Consider the following 19623-nt stretch of genomic DNA (forward strand, 5'->3'; position numbering starts at 1 on the left):
CTGGACAGCGCCCCGATTCCGTTCATCCCCCCTCCTGATCAAGGAGGACACCTCATGAGCACAACCCGCACGACGCAGCGCAGCACCTGGCGCGTAGTCGATATCGTCATCGCCTCGGTCATCGCCGTCGCTTCCGGCGTGGTCTTCTGGGCCTGGTCCGCGAGCTACGGCCTGTTCTCGCTGGCCTTCACCGCCTTCCCACCCGGCACTGCCCTGCTTACCGGCCTGTGGCTGTTCCCGGCGGTGCTCGGCGCGCTGATCATCCGCAAGCCCGGCGCCGCACTGTTCTGCGAGGTGCTGGCCGCCGTGGTTGAGGCGCTGCTGGGCACGCACTGGGGCATGCCGGTGCTGATTTCCGGCCTGGTCCAGGGCCTGGGCGCCGAGCTGGTGTTCGCGCTGTTCCGCTACCGCCGCTGGAACCTGCCGGTGGCGTTGCTTGCAGGCCTGGGCTCGGGCCTGTTTGCCGGCCTCAGCGAAGCCTACGTCGTGGGCAGCGTGGCCGAATACACCGAGTCCATGAAGCTGTTCCACGTGGGAGCCACCGCCGTGTCTGGCCTGGTTGTCGCCGGCCTGCTGTCCTGGTGGATTACCCGGGCGCTGGCCCGCACCGGCGCGCTGAGCAACCTCGCCAGCCGCCGCGCTCACCTGGAACCGGCGCTTGCGGTGCGCAAATGAGCGCCGCCGCCAACGGGCGTACGGCCCCGCTGACCCGGCAGGGTGTGGAGATCAGCGCGCGCGGCTTCACCTGGCAGCATGCCGAGCGCGACCGCCCGGCCATCGCCGGACTTGACGTGCAGATCCCTGCAGGTCAGAAGGTGCTCCTGCTGGGCCCGTCGGGGGCCGGCAAATCCACCTTCCTGCATGCGCTGGCCGGCGTGCTCGAAGTCGACCAGGACGCCGGTCCCGCCGGCGAGCTGCTGGTCGGCGGGCAGGACGCGTTCGCGCGCAGCTTCCCGGTGGGCCTGATGCAGCAGGATCCGGAAACCCAGGTGGTGCAGAGCCGGGTGGGTGACGACGTCGCTTTCGGCGCCGAGAACCTGGGCGTCGACCCGCAGGAGATCCGCGAGCGGATCCCGCAGGCGCTTGACGCCGTGGGGCTCGGCGCACTGGGCTACGAACATCGGACGCAGGAACTGTCCGGCGGGCAGAAGCAGCGCCTGGCCCTGGCCGGGATCCTGGCCATGCGCCCCGGGCTGATGCTGCTTGACGAGCCGACCGCGAATATCGACCCGGGCAGCATCCCGCCGCTGCGCGATGCGGTGATCGGTGCCGTGGAGTCCACCGGGGCGACGCTGATCGTGGTGGAGCACCGGCTGGAGGCGTGGGCCCGGCAGGTGGATCGGGTGCTGGTGCTGGCCCCCGGCGGGGGGATCGCCCACGACCTGCACCCCGAGGCGCTGGCCGGGGACGCGGCGGTGCGCGCCGAATTGGCGCAGGCAGGGGTCTGGATTCCGGGCTATGTTCCGCAGACCTCGCCGGCGCCGAGGGCCGGCGGCGCCCCGATGCTGCACGCCGAGGAGCTGGTTTGCGCGCGGGGCGAGCATGCTGTGCGCACCGCCCCGGCCAGCTTCGAGGTCACCGGCGGCAGGGCCCTGGTGATCCGCGGGGAGAACGGGGCAGGGAAGTCCACGCTGGCACTGACCCTGGGCGGGCTGCTGCAACCTGTGTCAGGCCAGTTCGCCGCCAGCCCCCAGCTGGCCGACGGGTTGCCGCCCTCGCCGTTCAGCTGGAAGGCCGGAGCGCTGGTCGCCCGCATCGGCTCGGTGTTCCAGGAACCCGAGCACCAGTTCGTCACCCAGTCCGTGCGCGAGGAGCTGGCTTTCGCGCCGCTGCGCGCCAGGCACGGCGCGGCCGAGGAGCAGAAGTACGATCCGCGGCAGGTCGAGGCCCGGGTGCAGGAGTTGCTGGAGCGGCTTGGCCTGCAGGACTTGGCCGAAGCCAACCCGTTCACGCTTTCCGGAGGGGAGAAGCGCCGGTTGTCGGTGGCCACAGTGCTGGCCGCCTCGCCGGACGTGGTGATCCTTGACGAGCCGACCTTCGGGCAGGACGCGAACACCTGGCGCGAGCTGGCGCAACTGCTCATCGAGGAACTCGCCGAATCCACCGCGATCATCGCGGTGACCCATGACGAGCATTTCGCCGCGGCGCTGGGGGCCGACGAGCTGGTGCTGGCGCCGGCCGAGGTGGCCGCCGCGAGGACCTCGTCGGGGCCGATGCTGGACGCCCCGGTGGGGGACAGCTGGCTGGCGAAGATCAATCCGCTGGCCAAGTTCGGCGCGATCGCCGGGGCCACCTTGCCGCTGATCAGCACGGTGGACTGGGTTTCGGCGGCGGTGGTCATCGCGGCCACGCTGCTGATGCTGCCGCTGGCGGGGCTGGGCATCGGCGGGTTCTTCCGCCGCGGCTGGCCGCTGCTGGCGGCCGGCGTTCTGGCGGCCTGGGGCATCGCCCTGGTGGGCCAGGATTCGGGACGGGTGCTGCTGGATCTGGGGATCTTCGACATCACCGAGGGCTCGGTGGCCGGAGGCGTCGCCACGGGGCTGCGCGCGTTGGCCATGGCGGTGCCGATGGTGCTGCTGCTGTCCACCACGAACCCCAGCGACCTGGGCGGCGCGCTGTCCCAGCAGCTGAAGGTGCCGCACCGTTTTGTGCTCGGTGCCTTGGCGGGCATGCGTCTGCTGGGCTTGATGGTGGAGGAATTCACCACGCTGACACTGGCGCGGCGGGCCCGCGGCATCGGCAACCTGGGCACCGTGCGCCAGCGCGTGGGTGCGAAGCTCGGCCAGCTGCTGGCGCTGCTGGTGCAGGCGATCCGCCGGGCCGGGCGCCTGGCCACGACCATGGAGGCCAAGGGCTTCGGCACCGGGCAGCGCACCTGGATCCGCACCGCCACCTTCACCCGGCGCGACGGTGCGGTGCTGGCCGCCGGCGTCCTGCTGGGCGCCGCGGCCATCGCGGCCGCCATCTGGGCCGGGACCTACAACCTGATCTGGTAGCCGGGGCTAGCGGATCGAATCGGCCAGGGCGGACAGCTGTTCGTGCAGCTCGGCGTCCATCCGGATCGGCTTGGCATCCAGGGTGCGCACCGGGGTGAGCAGGCGGACCGAGGACACCAGCCACACGCCGTCGGCCTGGTACAGGTCCTCCGGGCGCAGCGGGCCGTAGCCCAGCTCCCAGCCGTCCTGCTGCGCGGCGTCGAAGATGGCGCTCTGGGTGGTGCCGGGCAGGATACCGGTTTCCAGCATCGGGGTCAGCAGGCGGCGGGTTTCTCCGTCGCGTTGGGCCAGCAGCACGGTGGCGGTGGGTGCTTCGAGCACCACGCCGTCGGCGGAGGTGAAGATGACCTCGTGGGCGCCGTGCTTGCGGGCGTAGCGCAGCGCCGCCATGTTCACCGCGTAGGACAGGGTCTTGGCGCCCATCAGCAGCCACGGTGCGCGTTCGGCGAGCTTCGAATCGTAGCCGCGGTCCAGGAAGAGCACATCCACGCCGGTTTCCCGCTGCTCCATGCCCACGCGCGGGGCGGGGGTGACGGTCACCCAGCACACGGCCGGGTCCTGGTCCAGTTCGCCGCGCATGGCCACCAGCTTGACTACTGCTTCCTCGGCGCCGCCGGTGGCGTCGAAGTCGGCGACAGCGGTGTCGACCGCTGCACGCCAGCTGCGCTCGTCCGGGACCGGCAGGTCGGAGGCCTCGGCGGAGACCGCCAGGCGAGCCAGGTGTGCCTCGATCTTGCGGACTGCCTGCTGGGTGTACAGCATCGACTCGAAGACCCCGTCGCCGCGGTTCACGCCCTGCAAGGTGACCGGGAGCTGGGGCGCGTTGATGTCGGCAAGGCGTCCGGCGGGATAGGCCGGATCGAGGAATACAAGAGAGCTCATTCTCCAAGGTTATCGAATTTCCCGCCAAGTCCGCGCGCGAAGCCCCTGCGGAGGCTCTTCGTGGACTGCATTCCTAGAAGAGGCAGGGGATTCGATAGGCTAGGCAAAGATGTTTTTCCCGCTTCTCTAACTGCGGGATGCGGCGCACACGCCGCAGACGCCCACGGGCGCTGACGTGAGGGGGGTGCCGCGATGTGGCCGAGTAACGAAGTGATGCTGCAGATCGGCGGCGTCGTGTGGAGCATCCTTGTCGCGGCCGAACTGGTGGTGCGCTACTTCATGATCGGCATCGTCCCCGGAAACCGGCGTCCCACCACGGCCATGGCCTGGCTGCTGGCCATCTTCTTCCTCCCGGTGGTCGGCCTGGTCGCCTACTGGCTGTTCGCCAACCCGAGGCTCTCGCGCCGCCGGCTGGAGAAGCAGAAGCGGGCGCACGACGAGATCATGCGCGGCACGGCCCACATGCAGCTGCCCGAGGAATTCCACTCCACGGAGGAATGGGTCGAATCGGCGGTCATCCTCAACCGCAACCTCGGCGCCATGCCGCTGGAAGGCGGGAACACCGTGCAGGTGCTCTCCGACTACCGCGGCTCGCTGGAAGCCATGCGCGAGGAGATCGACAAGGCCAAGCGCTACGTGCACATCCAGTTCTACATCATGGGCGACGACCCGGACTACGTGGATCCGGTGCTGGATTCCCTGGAAGCGGCCGTGCAGCGCGGGGTCAATGTGCGCCTGCTCTTCGACCATCTGGGCACGCTGCGCGTGAAAGGCTACCGCAACTTCAAGAAGCGCCTGAAAAGCTCCGGCATCATCTGGCGCCCGATGCTGCCCATCGACCTGATCGGCCGCCGCTGGCGCCGCCCGGACCTGCGCAACCACCGCAAGATCCTGGTGGTCGACGGCGAAGTCGCGTTCACCGGAAGCCAGAACCTCATCGAGCCCGGCTACAAGCGCGAATCCGCGCACAAGGTGGGGCGCGAATGGGTGGAGATGATGCTCCGCGTGGAAGGCCCGCTGGTGCGCAGCCTGGATGTCACCTTCGCCACCGACTGGTGGCAGGAGGATGACGGCCAAGAGGTGCTGATGGACATCACCGAGGCCAGGCACCCGCTGCCCTACGACGACCGGCCCGGCAGCACGCTGGCCCAGCTGCTGCCCAGCGGCCCCGGTTTCGGCGGGGAGAACAACCTGCGCCTGTTCAACACCCTAATCTATTCCGCCTCCGAACGGCTGATGATCACCAGCCCCTACTTCGTGCCGGACGACTCGTTGCTCTACGCCATCACCACCGCCGCCCAACGCGGGGTGGAAGTGCACCTGTTCGTCTGCGAGGAGGGGGACCAGTTCCTGGTGCACCACGCGCAGCAGTCCTACTATCAGCAGCTGCTGGAGGCCGGGGTGCGGATCCACCGCTACCCGGCGCCGATGGTGCTGCACACCAAGTGCTTCACCGTGGACAACGAGGTCGCGGTGGTCGGATCCTCCAACATGGACATGCGCTCGTTCAGCCTGAACATGGAGATCTCGGTCATGCTGCTTGGGCAAGAAATGGTCGATGCAGTGAACAAGGTGCAGAACGACTATCTGGAGATCTCCTCGGAGATCACTCTGGCCCAGTGGCGACGCCGTCCGCGCATGCAGCGCTGGATCGACAACGTGGCACGTCTGACCGCCACGCTGCAATAGCAATGGCTCCGGCGCACCATGCCTGGGCGCCCTGGATGCTGGATGTCTTTTCCTTGATTCCCTCGCCCGCCTTTCGTGCACCCATTGGCCGGGCTCACCATAGGAACCTCCCGCGATGACCGCGGGAGGCTCCAGCGCGAGTGGTGATGAGCTGCAAACACGCTTGATCGGCTCTGGGAAGGGATTGGCCATCGCATGGGTTCCGAGATGGCCCGATGCGCGCCGGCCCTCAAGCAGGCTGCCAGAAATTACCGCTGGCCATATCCATGCAGCAAGCCAGATGTGGCTGTCATGGACGGCATCGCGGACGCCAAAGCACTGGCGAGCCACCTTGGCTTACTGCGTCGGTGCTCTGTGCGCGAAGCAGGATTTCGGGGTTGACAACCGTATGGGCGGTAGAACCGGAAGCCCGGTTCCACCGCCCATACTCTTCGGCCTATTTGCTACTCAGCTTCGTGGAAGTGCGCCTGGAAGCGGTGGCACCACCGGAGGCAGCTGGCGTTCCGGAGCGGCCTTGCGGCGTTGGCTGTTCAGGTCCTCCAATTTTTCGGTGAACGGTTGCGCGTCTCCGGTGCAGAGCGTTCCGGTGGCAGGCAACTGCACGGTGAGCAGGTAGCGGTCCATGGCATTGGTGACACACTTCGAGGTGCCGTACGCAGTGTGGCCCCAACTGTTGCTGCTCAGAAGCCGGGCCTTGGGCATCAACTTCGAGACTTTTTGGGCCCCGGCGTAGTTCGTGGCCGGGTCATAGAAGTTTCCAACCACCAGCATCGGGTTCACGGTTCGTTTGGTGAACGGTCCCCTATAGGTGTCCTCGTCCTTGGCCTTCCAAGTGGTGCTGGCGCACGGAGCTGAGCTCCAGGTCCACAGCTGACCGAATCCCGGAGCGCTCCTGCCTGCGTTCTCCGCGTAGCGGGCCCAGTTTTCGGCCTTGGCCGGGTTGCGCGAGTCGGTGCACAGCACGGTCTGGAAAGCCTCGAAGGAATTGTCATACGGGAAGGCGAAACCGGTGGCTGCGGCCTTGCCGGCGATGTCCTTCGCTGCGGCATTTTGCTCGGCCTCGATCGCACGTAGGCTTTGGGCCAGCGCCTTATTGGCCACCTTCATCTTGGCCTTGGTCGGAGCCTTGTCCTTGCCAGCCGACGTCGGGAACGTGGTTCCGTTCGACGCGGCACGGTCCTGAAGCGCCAGCAAGGTATAGGTCAGCTCGGAGTCCACCATGGAGGAGCCCTGCGGGTCATACAGGTAGTCAAGCAGGATCGACCACATCATCGCCGCGGTGACGGAATAGTCGAAGTCAGGGTACTCGGGATCTGAGAACACCAAGGGGGAGCGCTTCAACTCGGCCATGATCTCGCGATAGAGCTTCTGCGGATCCCCTTGTTCAGCCAGCATGCAGTACTCCGGACCGGCGGTCTTACAGCGGCTCAGAATGCCGCGCATGGCCTTTTCGGCGCCTTCGCCTGATTTGATGCGTTGGGTCTGCGGCATCCACATGTTGGCTAAGGTTCCGGCCCAGGCCACCGGATCGAGTACTCCGTCGATGGCCACCGCGCGGACCCGGTCGGGGAACATGTTTGCATAGACAGTGCCAAGGTAGCTGCCATAAGAGAAACCCAGGTAGCTCAGCTGCTTGTCGCCTACCATGCGACGCAAGACATCCATGTCACGTGCGACCTCCGCGGTGGACATCGACGTGGAGAGGGGTTTGCCGGTCGTGGAGCAAGCCTTGCCGAAGGCCTTGGAGGAATTCACATAGGCACGTATTTCCTTGGATGTGACCGGATAGGGGACGTACATTGCTTCCAAGGCTTCGCTCTGGGCGCCGAAATTCTTCCAGCAACGCACGTTGTCGCTGAAGTTCGTGCCGCGTGGATCAAACCCGACGATGTCGAAACGCTCAAGGACACTTGGAGAAAGGAACTCAGGGGCCGCTGCGGCAATCTGAATCCCTGAACCACCCGGTCCGCCGGGATTCACAAACAGGGTTCCAATGCGCTTCGACTGGTTTGTCGCCTTGATACGCAGCAACGCGACCTCGGTGGTGGCCCCGCGCGGCTTGTCATAATCCAAGGGCAAGTTCACCGTCGTGCATTGGGCGCCAAAAGCCAGCTCCTTGCAGTTGAACCATTTCGGTCGCGGTGTCTTGATCCCGTCGACACGTTTGCGTTCGGCCTTGCTCGTTTGGTCGTAGGTGTTCTTCGCAGCCATTTGCATCGTAGATGCGCCTAATGTGGCATTTTCCCTGGTTTGCGGAGGTGCTGAATTGGCAGGAGAGGCTAAGCCCAGTCCTGCCGAGAGTCCCACCGCCATCGCCATGCCCAGGGCACGACCCCATCGTTTGTTTGTCATGTCAGTTCTTTCCCAAGTAGGTACTCTGCATGGCGTCTTGGACGGTCGGTCACCTGGCCATTATTGAATTATCTTGGCCCGGATGGATAAATCAAGCGTTTGAATTCTAACGATTTGGAGAAGACTGTTCCAAACACTGGAAAAAAGGGAGCAACTTCGGGGGTCCTTCGGCTGATGCTTCAAGTTCCCGTGCACTGCTTCCACGCTCCGGCTAGGTGAATTCACGTTGTGGCGCAGGCTTCCCCGCACGATGCCGCATCCCGCGTGAGCAGAGTTGCACCGACAGTCCCTGAATGCAGGTACGGTGCTTGTGTTACGTCGTTTCCACCGCACGTTGCGGATCGGGAAGTGTCGTCTGCCCCATGAGGGCCTCGCTGGGCGACAGCGAAGCCGCACTTACCGCGGTCGACCTTTTCATGCCAGCATGCCCACGACGAATTCCCCACCTGTGGTTTTCGATATTTCGGGTCATTACGAGGCCGGCGTCCGGGCTATGCTGCTCGTCATGGACCAGAGATGTGCGCCGAACCGGGAAACATGCTCAGACGCGGGCAGCGCCGTCATGGTCTTTCAGAGCAGCCACGCGCGCATTGCACGCTCGGAGGATGGCCGCCGTCGAGCCGTGGCGAACGACTGGGGCACTGAGTGCTTCTAGCGCCGCTGTTTGCCGGCGGTGACGGCAGGGTGCGGGAACTTCGAGCCCAACGCGGAGAGCACGCCCACGGACTTGGTAATGACCTCGTCCCATTCATCCTGCGCCACCGAATCGGCGGTGATCGCACCGCCCAGACCCAGGCACAGCTTCCATCCGCCGTCCGGGGTGCGGTCGCAGACCAAAGTGCGGATGACCACCGAAAAATCGGCGGACCCGTCTGCGCCCAGATAGCCCACGGCTCCGGAATACAGTCCGCGCTCACGCCGGTCTTCCAGCTCGTCCAGGATCTGCATGGTCGACAGCTTGGGCGCGCCGGTCATGGAGCCCGGAGGGAATGCCTCGCGCAGCGCCTGCGCCGACAATGCCGGATCGCGAAGCTGCGCGTCGATGGTGGAGACCATCTGATGCACGGTGGCGTAGCTTTCCACCGCGCACAGTCGGGCCACGCGCACCGAGCCGGGGACCGCATGGTGCGAGAGGTCGTTGCGCAGCAGGTCGACGATCATGATGTTTTCCGCGCGGTCCTTGGGGCTGGTGGCCAAATCCTGCTTCAGCGCCTGGTCCTCCTGCACGCTGGTCCCGCGCGGGCGAGTGCCCTTGATCGGTTCGGCGCGCAGCACCCCGGTGGCCCCGAGGCTCAGGAAGCGTTCGGGGGAAATGCTGGCGACTTCGGTGCCGCCCATACGCAGGTAGTGGGCGAACGGTGCCGGGCTGGAGGTGCGCATTCGGCAGTAGGCCTCGAAGGGGCTGTACTGCGCGGCGGTTGCGGTCAGCTCGGTGGTCAGGCAGACCTCGTAGGTGTTGCCTTCGTAAATCTGGCGCTGGGCGCGGGTGATCTTGTCCTTGTAGCCCTGCTCGGTGTCGGCGCAAACGAATTCCACCGGCGGCAGGTCCAGCGCGGTGCGGTGCTGAACGCCGGCTTCGGCCAGATGCTCGGTGATCCATTGGCGCAGGCGCGCGGGCGCGTGGATTGCCATCTGACCGGTGCGGTGGTTGATGACCAGCACGATATTAGGGGAGAAGAACCCCGCATCGGGGCGCGCTGCCTCGGCTCCGGATGCGGTTCCGGCTGAGACCTCCCGCTTGAGCTCGTAGCCCAGGTAGCCGACCCAGGCAGGCAGCGGGTAGTTGTCCGGCTCGGTCCCGGCCGCGGGCCACAAGCCCTGCAAGGATTCGAAGAATCCTGGCTGCAGGCGCAGGCTGGCCCCGCCGCGCTGCACGGTGGCGCCGGAAGCGCTTGCCTGCAACAGGGGATAGGCATCGCCGACGGCCAGGGCGATCAGCGAGTACTTGTTCCGATCCAGCGGGTCGGTGAGGTGGTGGCTGGTGGACTCCAGCAGGGCTGCATGCTCCAGGCCTTCGGCCAGCGCTTCGAACAAGGTGGCGGCATCCGCGGGGGCTGCATGGTGTCCGGCCAGCGGCGGCGCGGCAGAGGCAGGCGTGGTCGCTGGCAGCAGGTCGCGCAGGCCGGCTGGCAGGAAAGCGCTGAGCCCCAGCAGCTGCTCGAACGGCGAGCGCTGGCTGTCGGCGTCGAGGACCACGTCCGCGGCGCGGGGCACGTCGTCTCTGGACAGGTACGCGTCTTCCTGGGCGGCCCAGCGCTCCCAGTGCGGGGCGTAGGTCTGGCCGTCGCGCTGCAGGGCGCGCTGCTTGCGGACCCCGGCTGGAGCTTGGAGCCAGATGCTCAGATCGAGCAGGCCGCGGACCTGGCGGTGCGCGGCGCCCACGCCCTCCACGATGACGACCTGCGCCGGGTCGAGGCTGGCAGTGTCGCCTGGCGCATCGGCGTCCCAGTCCCACAGCGGCCAGCTGGCGGTGCGGCCGTGGGCGAGCTGTTCGAGCAGGCCGGAATAGAGGTCCTGGGCGGCCTGCAGCCCGTCCCAGCCGTGGTAGAGATCTTCCAGACGCAGGACAGCCACCGAGGCGGTTTTCGACATCTGGTTCGCTAGCAACGCTGCGAGGCTGCTCTTTCCCGAGCCGGAGCGTCCGTCGAGAGCAATGAGGTAGGGTCTAGCGGTTTCCACGAGAGGCTATATTACTCCGGACGTAGTCAACGAGCGCAGGCAGGGCTGCGGAGACGAGCTTCCAGGTTTCGCGGAAATCTCCTGCGTCACCGTACCAGGGATCGTAGACACCCTGGCGGTCGTGCGGCTCGCTGGCGGCGACGGGGTCGAAGGACCTGAACATGCGCAGCATGGGGCGCTCGCTGGGATCGATCTCCGTGAGTGCAGGAACGAGGTCTTCGAAATGATCGGTGTCCATGGCCAGCACCAGGTCCATGGAACCCAGTTCGTCGGCCTTAACCTGCGTTGCGACGTGGTTCGAGGCGTCCAGTCCGTGGGCGCGCAGGGCACTTGCGGCGCGCGGGTCGATCCCGTTGCCGACTTCGCCGTAGCTGATGGCCCGGGAGCAGACCTCGACCTCGGTGACGTCTGCCTCACGCAAGGCGTTTTTCAGCATGTACTCGGCCATAGGTGAGCGGCATATATTTCCCGTGCACACGATCATTATCCGGAACATGGCATCAGTCTATGGCCACATCACATTTCGATCGAGAGCTACGCGCAAGATAATCAGCAACAATACGGCAACGATTTAGAGCAACCCCAAAATCACGGGGTGATTAGTGGATTAGGAGCATCATCGCGGCGACGAGAATGAACAGGACGCCGAAGACGATATTGAGCAGCTTGGCCCCGCGCACGGTGGTGGTGAAGCGCTGGAAGCTGCGCGCGGTGCCTGCGAAGAAGAAGAACATCACCAGCACGTCGACTGCGACGATGGTGCCGATATAGATCAGGTATTGCGGCAACAGCGGCTGGTCGGTGCGGATGAACTGCGGGGTGAATGCCAGGAAGAAGACAATCGCCTTCGGGTTCAGCAGATTGACCAGGATGCCGCGGCGCAGCATGGCGCCACGGGTGAGCGTGCCGCCGGTGCTGGTTCCGTCCGAGGCGACATCCGGTTTGGACAGCATCATCCGGATGCCCAGGTAGACCAGATAGGCGGCGCCGGCATAGCGGATGCCCGCGAAGAGCAGCGGGGAGCTGGAGACCAGCAGGCCCACTCCGGCGGCGACGATGACCACGTGGATCAGCAGGGCGATCTGCTGGCCGATCACTCCCCAGATGGAAGCGCGCCAGCCTTGGCGCATCGAGTTGTTCATCGTGTTGATGGCCCCGGCGCCCGGGGTGAAGCTGATGACGATGGTTGCGCCGAGAAGTGAAAGCCAGAGAGAAAGTGCCACCTGTCTAGGGTAGTGGCACTGCAGGAGTTCTCTTGACTCGAAGACTGGTCATGACGGGGCGTTCGGCAGGAGGCTTAGTTCGGCGGCGCGAGGACTTCCAGCCGGGCTTCATCCACGCCGGCGACGGCCCGGGCCATGAAGTCGCTGAGCAGTGCGACCTGCTGCTCGTCGTAGGAGGAGATCAGCTCCATCATTTTCGCTCCGAGCGGTCGGAACATCTCCCGCGCCTCGGCCATGGCCTTCTCGGTCAGGGCGATGTGCACGCTGCGGCGGTCCTGCTCGCTTCGCTGGCGGATGATGTAGCCCAGCCGGTCCAGCCGGTCGAGCATGGCCGTGGTGGCGGGGGAGCTGAGCTGCAGTTCCCTGCTCAAGTCCCGGGGCGAGGGCGAGGTTCCGGCGCGCTGGTATTTCATGATCACTGTCAGGCCGTTCATGTCGGTCCGGTGCGTGCCGTAGTGCCCGCCGGTGGATTCCACGTAGCGGTCCGAGGCCTGCCCGAAATCCTGCAGCAGCTGCAACAGCCGGTGGTGTGTGCTCGCGTCCATAACACAATTATAAACTAAGTAAACATTTCCATCATCAAACTAAATGTTGGTACGCTGTAGCGGTAGGCCACAGCGGTCGCAACTATTCGAATCAACGTGAGGACAGCCCCATGTCGCACATAGCGAAAGTCGATGAGCCCGCCGACCCCGCCGCGCGCTCAGTCAGCGGAAAGGGCATCGCCATCCGGGCGGTGGTGTATTCCCTGCTGATCGTGCTCTGGATCGGCATCGCGGGGGCCGGCGGACCAACCTTCGGCAAACTCTCGGACGTGCAGACCAACGACCAGACAGCTTTCCTCCCGGCCAGCGCGGAAGCGACGCAGGCCCTTGAATGGCAGAACAAGTTCCGCACGAGCGACGCAATTCCCGCGGTGGTGCTGGTGACCTCCGAAAGCGGCGTCGACCAGAAGCAGGCCGCCGCGCTCGCCGAGAAGCTTTCCGATTTCGAGTTCCTCGACGGGCAGGTGACGGGGCCGTTTTTGGCCGAGGATGGCAAGGCTGCCGAATTCATCATGCCGATCTCCTCGACCGTCAAGGCCGATGAGGGCGTGACCGCGCTGCGCGCCCTGCTGGCAGACATCCAGCCGGAGGGCATGAGCAGCTATGTCACCGGTCCCGCCGGGTTCTCCGCGGACCTGATCGAGGCATTCGGCGGCATCGACGGGGTGCTGCTAGGTGTCGCGCTGGTCGCGGTGCTGGTGATCCTGCTGCTGGTCTACCGTTCGCTGCTGCTTCCGCTGACCGTGCTGATGACCTCCATGGTGGCGCTGTGCGCCGCCATCCTGGTGGTCTACTTCATGGCAAAGGAGGGGATCATCCGGCTGGACGGCCAGGCCCAGGGCATTCTCTCGATCCTGGTGATCGGTGCGGCCACCGACTACTCGCTGCTGTTCGTTGCCCGCCACAAGGAAGCCCTGTCCACGGGGCTGAACCGCTGGCAGGCAGTGGCCAAGGCCTGGAAGCGCTCGCTGGAGCCGATCATCGCCTCCGGCGGCACCGTGACCGTGGGCCTGCTGTGCCTGCTCTTCTCCGACCTGAACTCCAACAAGGCGCTGGGCCCGATCGGCGCGGCGGGCATCGTCTTCTCGATCATTGCCGCCCTCTCCTTCCTGCCGGCCGTGCTCGGACTGCTGGGCCGGGCCGCCTACTGGCCGTTCATGCCCAAAACGCAGGACGCGGAAACGCAGGCGGCGGCCAAGCCTGGACTGTGGGCCCGCATCGCCGCCTTCGTCGCTTCCCACCCCCGCCCGATCTGGATGGTGACGGCACTGGTGCTGGCCGTCGGCGCGGCGTTCTCGCTGCAGCTCAAGGCCAGCGGCGTGCCGCAAAGCGAACTGGTGATCGGCGGCTCCGAGGCCCGCGACGGGCAGGTGGCGCTCGGCGAGCACTTCCCGGGCGGCAGCGGCTCGCCGGCCACCGTGCTCGTCAACGAGGCCGAGGCGAACACCACCCTGGACGCGGTCCTTGACGTGCCCGGTGTCGACTCCGCCTACCTGCAGGCCGAAGACGGCGGTCCGGCCATGGCCCAGCGCGGCGCCCCGGCGTACACCGTCGAAGGACGGAACCTGATTTCCGTCACCCTGAGCGATGCGGCGGACTCGGATGCGGCCGCGAACACTGTCACGCAGCTGCGCGAGACGGTGCACGAGATCGATGCGACGACCCTGGTCGGCGGAACAACCGCGACCCAGATGGACAAGAACTCCACCGCCGAGGCCGACCTGTTCAAGATCATTCCGATCACCCTGGTCGCGATCCTGGTCATCCTTATGCTTCTGCTGCGCTCGATCCTGGCTCCGGTCCTGCTGATTCTGACCACGGTGCTCTCCTACGGCACGGCGATGGGCGTCAGCGCGCTGGTGTTCAACCACGTCCTGGACTACGTGGGCGCCGACCCCTCGGTGCCGCTGTTCGGATTCGTGTTCCTGGTGGCCCTTGGCGTGGACTACAACATCTTCCTGATGACCCGGGTGCGCGAGGAGACGCTGCTGCACGGCACGCGGGACGGGATGCGCCGCGGCCTGACCGTCACCGGCGGCGTGATCACCTCTGCCGGCATCGTGCTGGCGGCGACCTTCGCCGCGCTGGGGGTCGTGCCGATCATGTTCCTGGGGCAGCTGGGCTTCATCGTGGCCTTCGGCGTGCTGCTCGATACCTTTATCGTGCGAAGCCTGCTGGTGCCGGCGCTGGTCGAGGACATCGGCCCTGCGGTGTGGTGGCCCTCGAAATTGGCGCAGGAAAAGACGTCGGCGGGTGTGCACCGGGCCTGAGCGCCAGGCTTCAGACGTGGCGGAAATCTCCTGTGATTCGCCCCGTTGGCAGGCTCCGGGACTGCTAAGTCCCGGAGCCTGCCTGTAGAATTGAAATCTGTACGCATCGATGGTTCAACGCCTGAAACACCCGGCCCGCCTCGGTGCGTAGTCGTCGACAGACTTGATTTCCTTCGAGCGGAAACTCCCGGATTCCCGGTGTTTTCGCGCGGGCGTCGGGCACTTTTCTTGCCGCCCCGCATCGGACTTCCTCCTGGATCGGCGAACCCGAGCGTCGAAAACGACGCGCGAATTCAGAGAGAAAGTTTGAGCATTGACTTCTACTTTTAGCGCCCTTGGCGTGCCCGCAAACCTGGTTGACGTGCTGACCGAGCGCGGCATCGACACCCCGTTCCCGATCCAGGAAGCAACCCTTCCCTCCACCCTTGCCGGCGGAGACGTGCTGGGGCGCGGCCAGACCGGCTCGGGCAAGACCCTGGCCTTCTCGCTGCCGCTGGTGGCCCGCCTGAGCGAGCGCCCGCAGCGCCGCAAGGCCCGTTTCCCGCGCGCACTGATCATGGCGCCGACCCGCGAACTGGCGACCCAGATCGCCAAGACCGTTGATCCGCTGGCCGCCGCCTCCGGCCTGCGCACCACCGTGATCTACGGCGGCGTCGCGCAGAGTCGACAGGAAAAGGCCATGAACGAGGGCGTCGACATCGTCATCGCCTGCCCCGGCCGCCTCGACGACCTGATCAAGCAGAAGATCGTTGACCTGTCGCAGCTTGAGATCTCGGTGCTGGATGAAGCCGACCACATGGCAGACATGGGTTTCCTCCCGGTCGTGCGCCGCATCATGGACCGCATGCCGACCGGCATCCAGCACATGCTGTTCTCCGCCACCCTGGACAACGGCGTGGACAAGGTCGTCAAGCGCTACCTGAGCAGCCCGACCATCCATTCGGTGGATGCGCCCGAGGCCGCAGTGAACACCATGGAGCACCACGTCTTCGTGGTCAGCAACGACGACAAGAAGGACCTGGTCCGTGTGCTGGCGCAGGGCACCTCGCGCCGCATCATGTTCATGCGCACCAAGCACCACGCCAAGAAGATGGCTGTAGTGCTGTCCAAGGCCGGCGTGCCAACCGTTGACCTGCACGGCAACCTGTCGCAGAACGCCCGCGACCGCAACCTGGCCGCCTTCGCCTCGGGCGAGGCAAAGGTCCTGGTCGCCACCGACGTAGCAGCCCGCGGCGTGCACGTCGACGGCGTGGAACTGGTGGTCCACATCGATCCGCCGGCAGAGCACAAGGCCTACACCCACCGGTCAGGCCGCACGGCCCGCGCCGGCTCCAGCGGAACCGTGGTGACCATCTGCACCCCGGACCAGCAGGGCGACGTCGCGACCCTGATGAAGCAGGCAGGCCTGAAGAAGGTCCCATTCGAAAAGGTCTCCCTGGACTCGCAGGTCGTCAAGGAAGTCGTGGGCGAAGTGGCCGAACTGGTGCCGTACACCGCCCCGGTGAAGCAGCAGAGCAACCCTGCCAAGCGCAAGCCTGCCGGCGAATCCGGCGGTTCGCGCGGCGGGCGCGGCGGGCGCGGTTCACGCGGCGGCCGTTCGGCCGGCGAGGGCCAGAACCAGCAGCGCAGCGAGTCGGGCCGCCGCAATGAACGCAGTCCGAAGGCCTCGGGCGAGCGTCCAGCACGCGCTGGCCGCGGCGCAGGATCCGAGCGTCCGGCCGGTGCAGGCCGTGGTGCGAACTCGGAACGCCCATCGGGTGCAGGCCGCGGCTCGCGCCAGGGTGGCCGCGCCGCCCAAGGCGCCTCGACCGGGGGCCGCTCGCGTGGTCCGCGCCGCGCCACCAGCCCTGCCACCCGCAGCCGCTAGGCATTTCGGGCCAGCCGGAACAACGGCTGCCAACCTAGGAATCCTCCGCTCGTACGCCGAGCGGAGGATTTCTTTTGCCACCCTGCGCCCGGTGAGCGTCGAGCGCACTGACTAGACCGAAAGTTTAGCCCCGGCGGATGACCGGTCGGTGAAGTCCTCCAACCTAGTCTTGAAGTAGAGGAAATATCTATTTCGCCTAGCCAGGAGCACCTGACCATGATTGAATCACTGCAGAATTTTGTCGCTGCTTGCCCCGAGCCGCTGCAGTGGCTGGCGGTCGCGCTGGTTTCGGCTATTCCCTTCGTCGAGTCCTACTTCGGGTCCGTCATCGGAGTGCTGATGGGCCTGCCGCCGGCGGTCGGGATTCTTGTTGCGGTGCTCGGCAACGGCATTTCCATGCTCTTGTTCGTCAACAGCGCCCATGCCGTACGCTCCAAGGTGCGCCAAGGCAAGGAGGGCAAGAAGCCGAAATACGAAAAGATCCGCAGGGCTTTCGACAAGTTCGGCATTGCAGGGGTCAGCCTGGTTGGCCAGACCATGCTTCCCTCGCAGATCACCTCGGCGGCGCTGGTGTCCTTCGGCGCATCGAAGCAGAAAGTGATTTTCTGGCAGGTCATTTCCATCATCTTGTGGGGAGTGATCTTCGGAGTCCTGGCAGGGCTCGGCATGCCGCTGCTGACCAAATAATTCGTTCCCCTCGGCACGCTGCAAAGCAAAGCCGGAAGGAGCCCGCGCACCAGTAGTGCGTGGGCTCCTTCCGGCTTGTGCCATCTTGGAGGCGGAGATTAGTCCTGCGGCTTCTTGCGGCCGAACCTGAAATAGCTCAGCGGACCGAGAATGTTGATGAAGCACAACCCCACCCACAATCCCTTGCTTCCGTGAATCTGCTCGGGCCTGCGTCGGTAGATGTCGATCTGCGCGGCGGCGAATAAGGCAACCTCGATCACGCCCGCAACGATGGCAGCTGCCCGTGCAATGGGGGACAGCTCGGAGAATTTCTTTTTGGTTCGTGCCATTCTTCCGCCTTTGATCTGTAGTTTTCGCTTCGTGACCGGACTGTCAGGAGTGGTCTGAAAAAGTTTTCGGTTGATGGGAATTATTCTGCCACCCCGCCCGTTGAATAAGACAGAGCGCAAAGTTGAGTCGAGTTCACTCAAGTTAATTTGACAGTCGAAACCGGCTGAGTAAACTTGAGTCCGAAGCGCTCAATGGGGGCCCAAGCCCCCAGCGTTGGGATTTTTTTCAGACAAGGCAAAGGAGAGCCATTATGTCGCGTGCCGTAGGTATTGACCTTGGAACCACCAACTCTGTCGTATCCGTGCTCGAAGGTGGTGAGCCAACCGTCATCGCTAACGCGGAAGGCAACCGCACGACCCCGTCCATCGTTGCTTTCTCGAAGGGCGGCGAAGTCCTGGTCGGCGATATCGCCAAGCGTCAGGCAGTCAACAACATCGATCGCACCATCGCATCGGTCAAGCGCCACATGGGCACCGACTGGTCCGTTGCCATCGATGACAAGAAGTACACCGCCCAGGAAATCTCGGCGCGTACCCTGATGAAGCTGAAGAACGACGCTGAGTCGTACCTGGGCGAGAAGGTCACCGACGCGGTGATCACCGTTCCTGCATACTTCAACGACGCCGAGCGCCAGGCCACCAAGGAGGCCGGCGAGATCGCGGGCCTGAACGTGCTGCGCATCGTCAACGAGCCAACTGCTGCTGCTCTGGCCTACGGCCTGGAGAAGGGCAACGAGGACGAGCTCATCCTGGTCTTCGACCTCGGTGGCGGTACCTTCGACGTCTCCCTGCTGGAAGTTGGCAAGGATGACGACGGCTTCTCGACCATCCAGGTCCGCGCGACCGCCGGTGACAACCGTCTGGGCGGCGACGACTGGGATCAGCGTGTTGTCGACTGGCTGCTGGCCCAGGCCAAGGCCAAGGGCGCAGACCTGTCCAAGGACAAGATCGCACTGCAGCGCCTGAAGGAAGCCGCAGAGCAGGCCAAGAAGGAACTGTCCTCGGCTACCAGCACCAACATCTCGCTGCAGTACCTGTCGGTCACCCCTGAGGGCCCGGTACACCTGGACGAGCACCTCTCGCGTGCGAAGTTCCAGGAACTGACCGCAGATCTGCTGGAGCGCACCAAGAAGCCATTCAAGGACGTCATCGCCGAAGCCGGCGTGAAGATCTCCGACATCGCCCACGTGATCCTCGTTGGCGGTTCGACCCGTATGCCAGCCGTTGCCGAACTGGTCAAGGACCTGGCCGGCAAGGAAGCCAACAAGGGCGTGAACCCGGATGAGGTTGTCGCCGTAGGCGCAGCCCTGCAGGCCGGCGTGCTGAAGGGCGAGCGCAAGGACGTGCTGCTGATCGACGTCACCCCACTGTCCCTGGGCATTGAGACCAAGGGCGGCGTGATGACCAAGCTGATCGAGCGCAACACCGCGATCCCGACCAAGCGTTCGGAGACCTTCACCACCGCCGAGGACAACCAGCCTTCGGTATCGATCCAGGTCTTCCAGGGCGAGCGCGAGTTCACCCGCGACAATAAGGCACTGGGCACCTTCGAGCTGACCGGCATCGCTCCGGCTCCTCGCGGCATCCCGCAGGTCGAGGTCACCTTCGACATCGATGCCAACGGCATCGTGCACGTGTCCGCCAAGGACAAGGGCACCGGCACCGAGCAGTCGATGACCATCACCGGCGGCTCCTCGCTGTCGAAGGAAGACATCGAGCGCATGGTGCAGGAAGCCGAAGCGCATGCGGAAGAGGACAAGGCACGCCGCGAGGCAGCCGAGACCCGCAACGCTGCCGAGCAGGCCGCCTACTCGGTGGACAAGCTGATCAAGGACAACGAGGACAAGCTGCCTGAAGAGGTCAAGTCCGAGGTCCAGGCCGACGTCGACGCCTTGAAGGCCGCCTTGGAGAAGCAGGACAACGACGACGAGGTCAAGGCCGCGTTCGAGAAGCTGCAGGCTTCGCAGTCCAAGCTGGGCGAGGCAATCTACGCCAACACCCAGGCCGAAGGCGCGGCTGCCGGCGAGCAGGATGCGCCGAACGCTGATGAAGACATCGTCGACGCCGAGGTCATCGACGAAGACGAAGCCGACAAGAAGTAGGG

14 protein-coding genes are annotated in these 19623 nt (G+C 65.3%); 7 read left to right on the forward strand and 7 right to left on the reverse strand.

Annotated elements, in window-relative coordinates:
• Positions 1 to 54: 54 nt before the first annotated feature.
• Together DFO58_RS00555 and DFO58_RS00560 are read left to right on the forward strand one after the other, a co-directional pair.
• Positions 55 to 675, forward strand: coding sequence for an ECF transporter S component (locus DFO58_RS00555; RefSeq protein ID WP_053798630.1), 621 nt, complete (start codon positions 55 to 57; stop codon positions 673 to 675).
• Positions 672 to 2996 carry an ATP-binding cassette domain-containing protein gene (locus DFO58_RS00560; protein ID WP_120989076.1) on the forward strand — a complete coding sequence of 775 codons (2325 nt, stop codon included), beginning with the start codon at positions 672 to 674 and terminating at the stop codon, positions 2994 to 2996. Before DFO58_RS00555 ends, DFO58_RS00560 begins: the two co-directional genes overlap by 4 nt.
• A 6-nt stretch (positions 2997 to 3002) precedes the next feature.
• On the opposite strand, the gene DFO58_RS00565 is transcribed toward DFO58_RS00560, so the two are convergent.
• Entirely contained in the window at positions 3003 to 3878 is an 876-nt protein-coding gene (locus tag DFO58_RS00565; RefSeq protein WP_047119879.1) for an aminodeoxychorismate lyase, read from the reverse strand.
• A 192-nt stretch (positions 3879 to 4070) separates the two neighbouring features.
• On the opposite strand from DFO58_RS00565, the gene cls reads away from it, so the two are divergent.
• A complete protein-coding gene (gene cls, locus DFO58_RS00570) occupies positions 4071 to 5567 on the forward strand; it encodes a cardiolipin synthase (RefSeq protein WP_047119878.1) in 1497 nt (498 codons plus the stop codon).
• Between the two features lie 447 nt (positions 5568 to 6014).
• Here the strand turns inward: cls and DFO58_RS00575 are convergent, their stop codons facing one another.
• From DFO58_RS00575 to DFO58_RS00600, 5 genes are all read right to left on the reverse strand, one after another.
• The gene (locus tag DFO58_RS00575) at positions 6015 to 7778 is read right to left on the reverse strand and encodes an alpha/beta hydrolase (protein ID WP_286163386.1); all 1764 of its coding nucleotides are present in this window, start codon (positions 7776 to 7778) and stop codon (positions 6015 to 6017) included.
• 792 nt (positions 7779 to 8570) lie between these two features.
• Entirely contained in the window at positions 8571 to 10598 is a 2028-nt protein-coding gene (locus DFO58_RS00585; protein ID WP_146956049.1) for a chorismate-binding protein, read from the reverse strand.
• Entirely contained in the window at positions 10585 to 11034 is a 450-nt protein-coding gene (locus DFO58_RS00590; protein WP_286163387.1) for a low molecular weight phosphotyrosine protein phosphatase, read from the reverse strand. The genes DFO58_RS00585 and DFO58_RS00590 overlap by 14 nt, the downstream gene beginning before the upstream one ends.
• 163 nt (positions 11035 to 11197) lie before the next feature.
• Positions 11198 to 11821, reverse strand: coding sequence for a LysE family transporter (locus tag DFO58_RS00595; RefSeq protein ID WP_113607503.1), 624 nt, complete (start codon positions 11819 to 11821; stop codon positions 11198 to 11200).
• Between the two features lie 74 nt (positions 11822 to 11895).
• Positions 11896 to 12366, reverse strand: coding sequence for a MarR family transcriptional regulator (locus DFO58_RS00600; protein WP_047119873.1), 471 nt, complete (start codon positions 12364 to 12366; stop codon positions 11896 to 11898).
• Between the two features lie 110 nt (positions 12367 to 12476).
• Between DFO58_RS00600 and DFO58_RS00605 the strand changes: the two genes are divergently transcribed.
• The 3 genes from DFO58_RS00605 to DFO58_RS00615 all read left to right on the forward strand — a co-directional run bounded on the left by DFO58_RS00605 (position 12477) and on the right by DFO58_RS00615 (position 17190).
• Positions 12477 to 14636 (forward strand): MMPL family transporter, encoded by a 2160-nt coding sequence (locus DFO58_RS00605; RefSeq protein WP_120989079.1) that lies wholly within the window; start codon positions 12477 to 12479, stop codon positions 14634 to 14636.
• A gap of 313 nt (positions 14637 to 14949) precedes the next feature.
• Positions 14950 to 16503 (forward strand): DEAD/DEAH box helicase, encoded by a 1554-nt coding sequence (locus tag DFO58_RS00610; protein WP_120989080.1) that lies wholly within the window; start codon positions 14950 to 14952, stop codon positions 16501 to 16503.
• 216 nt (positions 16504 to 16719) lie between these two features.
• Complete coding sequence (locus DFO58_RS00615; RefSeq protein WP_113607500.1) at positions 16720 to 17190, forward strand: small multi-drug export protein; 471 nt, start codon at positions 16720 to 16722, stop codon at positions 17188 to 17190.
• A gap of 98 nt (positions 17191 to 17288) precedes the next feature.
• On the opposite strand, the gene DFO58_RS00620 is transcribed toward DFO58_RS00615, so the two are convergent.
• Positions 17289 to 17519, reverse strand: coding sequence for a PLDc N-terminal domain-containing protein (locus DFO58_RS00620; RefSeq protein WP_047119869.1), 231 nt, complete (start codon positions 17517 to 17519; stop codon positions 17289 to 17291).
• Between the two features lie 251 nt (positions 17520 to 17770).
• Between DFO58_RS00620 and dnaK the strand changes: the two genes are divergently transcribed.
• On the forward strand, positions 17771 to 19621 hold the full coding sequence (gene dnaK, locus DFO58_RS00625; RefSeq protein WP_113607499.1) for a molecular chaperone DnaK: 1851 nt from the start codon (positions 17771 to 17773) through the stop codon (positions 19619 to 19621).
• Positions 19622 to 19623 lie beyond the last annotated feature (2 nt).

Origin of the sequence: Arthrobacter sp. AG1021 (genome assembly GCF_003633665.1) — a bacterium.
Lineage (GTDB): Bacteria > Actinomycetota > Actinomycetes > Actinomycetales > Micrococcaceae > Glutamicibacter > Glutamicibacter soli.

Bases quoted from the DNA above. Each gene is read 5' to 3' on its own strand.
- DFO58_RS00575 (WP_286163386.1), bottom strand. From the start codon at position 7,778: ATGGCTGCGAAGAACACCTACGACCAAACGAGCAAGGCCGAACGCAAA.
- DFO58_RS00620 (WP_047119869.1), bottom strand. From the start codon at position 17,519: ATGGCACGAACCAAAAAGAAATTCTCCGAGCTGTCCCCCATTGCACGG.
- DFO58_RS00600 (WP_047119873.1), bottom strand. From the start codon at position 12,366: ATGGACGCGAGCACACACCACCGGCTGTTGCAGCTGCTGCAGGATTTC.
- DFO58_RS00565 (WP_047119879.1), bottom strand. From the start codon at position 3,878: ATGAGCTCTCTTGTATTCCTCGATCCGGCCTATCCCGCCGGACGCCTT.
- DFO58_RS00590 (WP_286163387.1), bottom strand. From the start codon at position 11,034: ATGCTGAAAAACGCCTTGCGTGAGGCAGACGTCACCGAGGTCGAGGTC.
- dnaK (WP_113607499.1), top strand. From the start codon at position 17,771: ATGTCGCGTGCCGTAGGTATTGACCTTGGAACCACCAACTCTGTCGTA.
- DFO58_RS00555 (WP_053798630.1), top strand. From the start codon at position 55: ATGAGCACAACCCGCACGACGCAGCGCAGCACCTGGCGCGTAGTCGAT.
- cls (WP_047119878.1), top strand. From the start codon at position 4,071: ATGTGGCCGAGTAACGAAGTGATGCTGCAGATCGGCGGCGTCGTGTGG.
- DFO58_RS00560 (WP_120989076.1), top strand. From the start codon at position 672: ATGAGCGCCGCCGCCAACGGGCGTACGGCCCCGCTGACCCGGCAGGGT.
- DFO58_RS00605 (WP_120989079.1), top strand. From the start codon at position 12,477: ATGTCGCACATAGCGAAAGTCGATGAGCCCGCCGACCCCGCCGCGCGC.
- DFO58_RS00615 (WP_113607500.1), top strand. From the start codon at position 16,720: ATGATTGAATCACTGCAGAATTTTGTCGCTGCTTGCCCCGAGCCGCTG.